The organism is Streptomyces sp. AHA2, assembly GCF_036857595.1.
Lineage (GTDB): Bacteria > Actinomycetota > Actinomycetes > Streptomycetales > Streptomycetaceae > Streptomyces.
Genome location: NZ_JAUQWJ010000044.1, coordinates 1 through 8,072, shown reverse-complemented (window position 1 = coordinate 8,072; position 8,072 = coordinate 1). Strand labels below are relative to the sequence as shown.

Below are 8,072 nucleotides of genomic sequence, written 5' to 3'. Positions count from 1 at the left end.
GGGGGCCGGCGTCGGGGTGCGGTGAGTGCGTTCGGGATGGGCGGGGTCAACGCGCATGTGATCGTGGAGGAGGCACCGGCCGCCCCGGCCCGCGACGTACCCGCCCCGGAGTCGTTCGTGGTCCGGGTGAGCGGTGCGGACGAGACGGCCGTGCGGACCCTGGCCGCCGCGTACGCCGCCCGCTTCGACGCGGCACGCGACGCCGTGGAGACCGCCGACCTCTGCCACACGGCCAACACCGGCCGCTCACCACTGGAGTTCCAGAGCGCCGTGCACGGACGCTCCGCGGCGGACCTCGCGGCGGCGCTGCGCTCCGTGGCGGACGGGCAGCTTCCCGTCGCCCGCGTCGACGTCGACCTCACCGCCGGGGCGGCGGCCCCGAACGGGACGACTGCCGCACCCGGCCATCCCGCCGGGGCGGCGGAGCTGGCCAGGGCCGGTTACGCGCACATCGACTGGGCCGGGCTGTCCGCCGCGGGAGCCCGCGTCACGGACCTGCCCACCTACCCCTTCGCCGGCACGCCCTTCTGGCGCGGCCCCGAAGCGGCCGGCCGGCCGGGACACGCCGAGCCCCCGGCCGGCCAGCGGCAGGACACGGTGGCCCTACGGGTCGAGTGGCGTGCCCGCGCACTGCCCCCGGTGACCCCGGTGGGACCGGCGACGGTGAGCCTGGCCGCCGCCGACCCCGCCATCGGGGAGGTCCTGACCCGGCTGCTGCGGGAGCGGGGCGTGACCGTCGTGGCGCCCGGCGCGCCGGCCGACGGGGCCCTCGTCGTCGGCGCCCGGGACACCCGGCCCCCGTCACCCGGCGAACTCGAACCTTTCTGGGCGCAGTTGGGTGATCTGATGAGGACGCTGCCGCCGCGCGCCGGCGTGCTCTGGGCCTCGTTCGGCGGGCCGGACGTCTCCGGCGGGCAGGGCGGGACCGACCCGGTCCGCGCCGCGACCGCCATGGCCGTCCGGGCCGCGGGCGCCGAGGGGCGCCGGCCCACCGCCGTCGTCCACCTGGACCCCGCCGACCCGGCGGAAGCCCAGGCCGCGCACCTGGCAGCCGAGTACGCCACGCTGGCGAACGGCGCCCCGGACACCGCCGCCACCGACGCGGGGACCACCCTCGCCGCCTACCGGCGGGGGGTCCGGTACGTGCCGGAGACCGCACCCGCCCGGCCCGGCCCTCCCTACTCCCTCCCGGCCGAGGGGTACTGCCTGGTCACCGGGGGGCTCGGAGCCGTCGGACTGCGGCTGACCGAACGCCTCATCGCGCGGGGCGCCCGACGCGTCGCGGTCGTCGGCCGGTCGGCCCTCGACGCCGCCCGCGCCCGGACGCTGCGGCAGCTGGCGGGCCCCGCCGAGGTCGAGTACCTGCCCTGCGACGTCTCCGACCCGGCGGCCCTGGCCGAGGTCGCGGACCGGCTCGGCCGGCGCTGGGGCCGGCTGGTCGGCGTGGTGCACGCCTCCGGCTGGGCCAACCCCTTCGGCGCGATGCACCGCCGCCCCTGGAGCGACGCCGAGAAGGTGCTCGCCCCCAAGGTGGCCGGGTCGCTCCACGTCGTCCGCCTGGCCAAGGAGCAGCGCGCCGACTTCGCCGTCCTGGTCTCCTCGATCGCGGGGACCCAGGCCCTGGCGGGCCGCGGTCTGGTCGACTACAGCCTCGCCAACGCCTTCCAACTGGCCCTCGCCGAGCGGGAGGACGACGTCGTCACCGCCGTCACCGCGCACGCGTGGCCGAACTGGACCGGCATCGGGATGAAGGCCGACGACGCCTTCTCCGCGGCGTACTCGATCGGCGCCGAGGAAGCGCTCGACGCGTTCGGCGACCATCTGCGGTCGGGCGGCGCCGTGCTCTTCCCCGGCAGGGCACCGGTTCCGGCGCAGGAGCCGCCGGTCCCCGCCGTACCCGCCCTCGCCACCCCGGCCGCGCCCGCGGTGCGGGCCGTGCCGGCCGACCCGGCCGTCACGGGCGACGGCGCACCGAGTCCGGCCGCCGGGCCGGAACCGGCGGTCACGCGGCGGGACACCACCGTGATGCGCGCCCACGTCCGGAGCGCCTTCCTCCACGTCCTGGGGGAGGACCCCGGGGACACGCCGCTCCAGCGGCTCGGCCTGGACTCCCTGATGATCGCGGAACTGACCACCGCCCTCGAACGGGGAGGCGGCCCGACCGTCGACCCCTCCCTCCTCCTGCGCGCCCGTACGGCCGAGGACATCGCGGCCGAACTCGCCGAAACGGCCGGGCACGCCGGCCCGGTCCAGCACGCCGGCCAGGCCGAACAGGCCGAGCACGCCGGGCCAGCCGAGCACCCCGGCCTCCCGGCATCCGCCGCTGCGGCGACCACCGCTGCGGCGACCGCCTCCGCGCCCGGCCACGACGGGGCCGCCGTATCCACGCTGAGCGCCCTCCTGCGCCCCCTGCTCGACGACGACGGACGGCGAGGGGCGGTCCAGGCGTGACCGGCGAGCCGAACGAAAGGACAACTGTGAGCGAGCATGACAACCGCATCGCCGTCATCGGCCTCGCGGTACGGCTCCCGGGCGCCGAGGACGTGGCCGACCTGACGGCCATGCTGGGCGGCGACGGGGTCGAGGTCGGCGAGGTCCCGCCGAGCCGGTGGGCACGCCACCTGTACCTCGGCGAGGCGCCGCACCGCGGCAGCCATCACCGTGGCGCCTTCCTGGTCGACCCGTTCTCCTTCGACCACGAGGCCTTCGGCATGACCGCCGAGGACGCGGTCCTCCTCGACCCCCAGCAGCGGGTCATGCTGGAGGTCGGCGCCCGGGCCCTGGAGGACGCCGGATACCTGGGCGCGCGCCGCAGGCTCGACGCGGGCGTGTTCGTCGGCGCCCGGATGAACGCCTACGGCTTCGACCACGGCCGCGGCACGGCCGCGCCCGGCCTGCCGGACCCCGCGGCGCCGGCCCCGGCCGGCGCCGGCGGGCCCGGCCCGGCCGCCCTGTGGGGGCGGTCGCAGAACTTCACGGCGGCCTGGCTGTCCGACCGCTTCGACCTCGCGGGTCCCAGCCTCGTCGTCGACACCGCCTGCTCGTCGTCGCTCTCGGCGGTCTGGCTCGCCTGCCAGAGCCTCGCGGCCGGCAGCTGCGAACTCGCCCTCGTCGGCGCGGTCGACCTGCTGATCGATCCGCTGACCTTCGTCCTCCTCTCCCGCACCGGGGCGCTCTCCCCGGACGGGCTCTGCCACACCTTCGACAGCCGGGCCAACGGCTACGTCCCCGGCGAGGGGGCCGCCGCCCTGGTGCTGAAGCCGATGGCGGCGGCGCTCCGCGACGGCGACCTGGTCCTCGGCGCCATCAGCGGGGTCGCGGTCAACAACGACGGCCGCACCATGGGCGTCACCACGCCCAACCTGGAAGCCCAGATCGACCTGCTCGACAGGGTCTACCGGACCGTCGACCCGGCGACCGTGCAGTACGTCGAGGCACACGGCACCGGCACCGCCATCGGCGACCCCATCGAAGTGCGGGCGCTGACCGAGGTGTTCGGGCGCCACGGCGTCCCGCGCAACTCGGTGGCCCTCGGTTCGGTCAAGCGCCGGATCGGCCACCTGCACTCGGCCTCCGGACTCGCCGGACTCGCGAAGATCATCGTGTCGCTGCGGGAAGGCACCGTCCCGGCGGTGGCCGTCGAGTCCCCGAACCCCCGCCTCAACCTGGCCGACAGCCCCTTCCACCTGCCCCCCACCACTCGGCCCTGGCCCGACGTGCCGGTACGCCGGGCGGCCGTGAGCGGCTTCGGCTTCGGCGGGACCAACGCGCACGTCGTGGCCGAGGCGGTGCCCGCCCCGGCTCGCGGGGCCGGGACGGATCCGGCCGGGGCCCGGCGGTTCGCCCACGTCCTCACGCTCTCCGCCGACACCGCCTACGGCCTGCGCGAACTCTGCGCCCAGTGGCTGGAGTTCCTGCCCACCCTGACGGGCCGGCCCGAGGAACTGGCGGACGTGTGCGCGACCGCCCGGCTCGCCCGGCCGGCCCGCGCGGAGCGGCTCGCCGTCGTCGCCGAGGACGCGGAAGGGCTGACGTCCGCCCTGCGCGCCAGGCTCCTCTCCACCGGCGGCACCCGCACGCCCCGCGCAGTCGTCTCCGTACGCCCGGAGGCGGCCGACGCGCCGCCCGCGTGGCTCACCGCCCTCGACCGTTCCACCCCCGCCGTGCACGAGGTCGTGCGCCTCTTCGAGGCGGCCGCCGGCATTCCGCTCGCCGCGTTCTCCGGCGAACTGCTCCGCATCCTCTCCGGAGTCGCCCTCGCCGTCGCACTGCGCGACCTGGGGCTGCCCGACGGCGCCGTCGGCCTTCCGCCGGGCTGGGAGGCGGTCGGCGACTTCGTACGGGGCGGCCTTCCGCTGGAGCAGGCGCTCGGCGACGTCCTGCGGCGCGACGGCGACCCGGTCCACGACGCCGGGCACCCGGAGGCGCCCGGCCACGACGTCGGTGCGCGGCTCGCCGCGGCGCACGACGAGCGGACGGCCGCGGCCGTGCTGGCGACGATCGCCGCCGAACTCTTCGAAGCCGGCCGCGACATCGACTGGGCCGCGTACCAGAGGAGCACCGGTGCCGCGTGGAGCAAGCGCCTGCTGCCGGTCGCCCAGCCGCGCGGACGTGCCCTGAACCTCGCCGAACCGCTCCGGTCCGCCGAACCGGGCTCGCCCGCCGAGCTGCTGGTCGACGACGGGCCCGCCGGGTACACCTACGCCCGGGTGTTCGGGCCCGGCGAGGTGCCCATCGCCCAGCACTCCGTGTACCGCACGCTGATGCTCCCGGGCGTGGCCTGGTTCGACTTCCTGCGCGAGGGCGCCGCCCTGCGCGGCGAGCCGTTCCACGGCGCGGGCGACGTGCTCTTCCACCGCCCCCTCATCCCCACCGGGGCCCGCCGCGTGGTGGGCAGGGTCGAGGGGGACGGACGGTTCCGGGTCGAGGACGGGGAGAGCGGCGACGTCTTCGTCACCGGCCGCCTCGCCGACGCGCCCCGTGCCGAGCCGGTGCCCCGCCTGCCGATCGGCGCCCTGCTGGCCGACTGCGCCGGCTCCGCCGTCCACGCGGGCTCCGGCCTCTACCGGTGGCTGCGGCGGATCGGCTACCACCACGGGCGCTACTACCGCAACATCTCCTGGGTGGCGAGCCTGCCGGACGGCGGCACCCTCGCCCGCATCGAGGGCCCCCGCCAGCGGGAGCTGAACCCGCCCGGCGTGGAGCTCTTCCCGGGCCTCCTGGACAGTGTGACCGTGGCGGCCATCGACCCGGCCAACCCGGTCTTCGGCACCGCGGACGCCTCCGCGTTCATCCCCCTGTCGGTGGGCCGGCTCGACGTCCTGGGCCCCCTGGACGACGCCGCGTACGTCCGCACCGAGATCGCCTTCTGGAACGACGAGGCGTGCCGGGTCACCCAGTACGTCACGGACGAGGCGGGCACGCCGCTGCTGGTCTTCGGCGACATGTCCTCCAAGCGCGTCCCGGCACTGGCGTTCCACGAGGAGACCGGACCCGCTCCGGCGGCCGACCCCCGGCCCGTCCCGCCCGCCGCACGGCCGGTCCCGGCCGCGCCGACGGCGACAGCCGCGCCGGCCACGCCGGTCGTGCCGCCCGCGGCCTCCGTGCCGCCCGCGGCCTCCGTGCCGACCGCGGTGACCCTGCCGGCCACCGCATCACTCCCGGCCGAGCCGCCCCCCGCCACCGCCCCGGCCCCTGCGCCGGTCCCGGCCGCGGCCGTCGGTTCGCCGTCCGCTCGCGCGCTGGCCTGGTTCCTGGCGCTGACGGACACGCCGGAGGAGCACGCCGACACCGAGTTCCTGTCCGCCGGGTTCGACTCCGTCGGCCTGGTGGCGCTGAGCGAGCGCATCTCCCGGGAACACGACCTGTCCCTCTACCCGACGGTCTTCTTCGAGTACCCGACGCCCCGCCAGTTCGCCGACTTCCTGACGGAGGAGGCGCCGGAACTCGTCGAACACCTCCCGACCGCACCGGCCCCCGACGGCACGCCGGGCGTGGAGGTCCCGGCGGCCACGGAGGCCCCGGCCGCCGAGGAGGCCGTGGTCCCGGCGCCTGCGGCCGCCCCTCTCGGCGAGGCGGCCCCCGAAGCACCGTCCGGCCCGCAGCCGACCCGGCCGCCGCAGCCGCCGCAGCCGCCCGCTCCGGCGGCGCGGATCACCGCGGTTCCCCGGCAGTCCGGCGCCGCCGATCAGGCCGTGCCGGACCCAGCCGCCCACGCATCCCGGTCACGTGACATCGCCGTGGTCGGCGCCGCGGTCAGGCTGCCCACGGCCACCACACTGCCCGGCTTCGCCGAGCTGCTCGTCGAGGGCCGCGACACCGTCCGCCCGCTGCCCGAGAGCCGTCGGCGCGACGCCTTCGCGACCGTCCCGCACGCTTCGTTCCTCGACCGGGTCGACGAGTTCGACCCGGCGCCCTTCCGGATCTCCGCCCGCGAGGCGCCGCTGATCGACCCGCAGGCCCGCATCGTCTACGAGACGATCTGGGAGGCCATGGAGGACGGCGGGCGCGGCGACGTCCGCGCCCGCACCGACCGCACCGGGCTGTGGATCGCGTACAGCCACGACCACTACCACGAGGAGCGCGTCCGCCACGGCGTGCCCGAGGGGCGGGGCCTGGGCCTGGAGGCGATGATCGCCAACCGGCTCTCCTACCTGATGGACTGGCGCGGTCCCAGCACGGTCGTCAACACGCTCTGCTCGTCGTCACTGGTCGCCCTGCACTCCGCGCTGCAGCACCTGCGCTCCGGCGACATCGACACGGCCGTCATCGGCGCCGTGCACGCCGGCATCAGCCCGGAGTACTTCCGGTCGATGGGCGACATGATGGCCCTCTCCCCGCGCCACCGCAGCCGCGCCTTCGACAGCACCGCCGACGGCTTCGTCCCCGGTGAGGGCGCCGTGGCCGTGGTCCTGCGGCGTTGCGACGACGCGCTGCGCGACGGCGACCGGATCAGGGGCGTCGTCAAGGGCGCGGCGGTCAACCACGGCGGCCGCACCACTCGCTACTCGGCCCCCAGCCCGCGCGCCCAGGCCGAGGTGATCTCCGCTGCGTTGGTGGATGCGGGGGTGTCGGTGGAGTCGATCGGTTTGGTGGAGGCGCATGGGACGGGGACGAGTCTGGGGGATCCGATCGAGGTGGAGGGGTTGACGCGTGCGTGGCGTGCGTTGACGGGGCGGTCGCAGTTCTGTGCGATCGGTTCGTTGAAGGGGAATGTGGGGCATCTGGAGCCGGCTGCGGGTCTGGCGGGGCTGGTGAAGGTGTTGCTGGCGATGGAGCGGGGTGTGGTTCCGCCGTCGTTGCATGTGGTGCGGCCCAATGATCACATCCGGTTCGAGGAGACGCCGTTCTATCTGGCGGATCGGGTGGGTGTGTGGCCGCGTCCGGTGGGGGGCCGGCGTCGGGGTGCGGTGAGTGCGTTCGGGATGGGCGGGGTCAACGCGCATGTGATCGTGGAGGAGGCGCCTGCTGTCCCGGTTCGTGAGGTGGTGGCGCAGGAGTCGTTCGTGGTGCGGGTGGAGGGGGCCGAGGAGTCGGCTGTGCGGGTGCTGGCGGGTGCGTATGCGGATCGGCTGGCGGGGGTGGGTGCCGGTGAGGTGGGTGATTTCGCGTTCACGGCGAACACCGGGCGGGCGCCGGGTCGGTTCGGTGCGGTGGTTTCGGGTGGGGATGCGGGGGAGTTGGCGGTAGCGCTGCGGGATGTGGCCTCGGGTGCTGCGGGGGTTTCGCGCAGGGGTGTGCGTGGTGCTGCTCCGGTGGTGTTCATGTTCACCGGTCAGGGGTCGCAGTACGCGGGGATGGGTCAGGGGCTGTATCGGACCGAGCCGGTGTTCCGGGCGGCATTGGACGAGTGCGCGGATCTGCTGGCGGGTGATCTGGATGTGCCGCTGCTGGAGTTGTTGTTCGCCGATGGCTCCGGCTTGTTGGACAGCACCCGTTTTGCTCAGGTGGGGATCGTGTCGGTGCAGGTGGCGTTGGTGCGGTGGTTGGAGTCGGTGGGGGTGGTTGCGGATGCGGTGGTGGGTCACAGTCTGGGGGAGTTGACCGCTGCGTGGGCGGCGGGGGTGGTGGGT

The 8,072-nt window shown here is 75.8% G+C and carries 2 protein-coding genes; both read left to right on the top strand.

Annotated elements, in window-relative coordinates; translation table 11 throughout:
- On the top strand, positions 1–2,451 hold a 2,451-nt coding region (locus Q5694_RS34680), incomplete at its 5' end, for an SDR family oxidoreductase (protein ID WP_333937503.1).
- A 26-nt stretch (positions 2,452–2,477) separates the two neighbouring features.
- Positions 2,478–8,072, top strand: a 5,595-nt coding sequence (locus Q5694_RS34675; protein ID WP_333937502.1) for a beta-ketoacyl synthase N-terminal-like domain-containing protein, incomplete at its 3' end; no start/stop codon positions are given.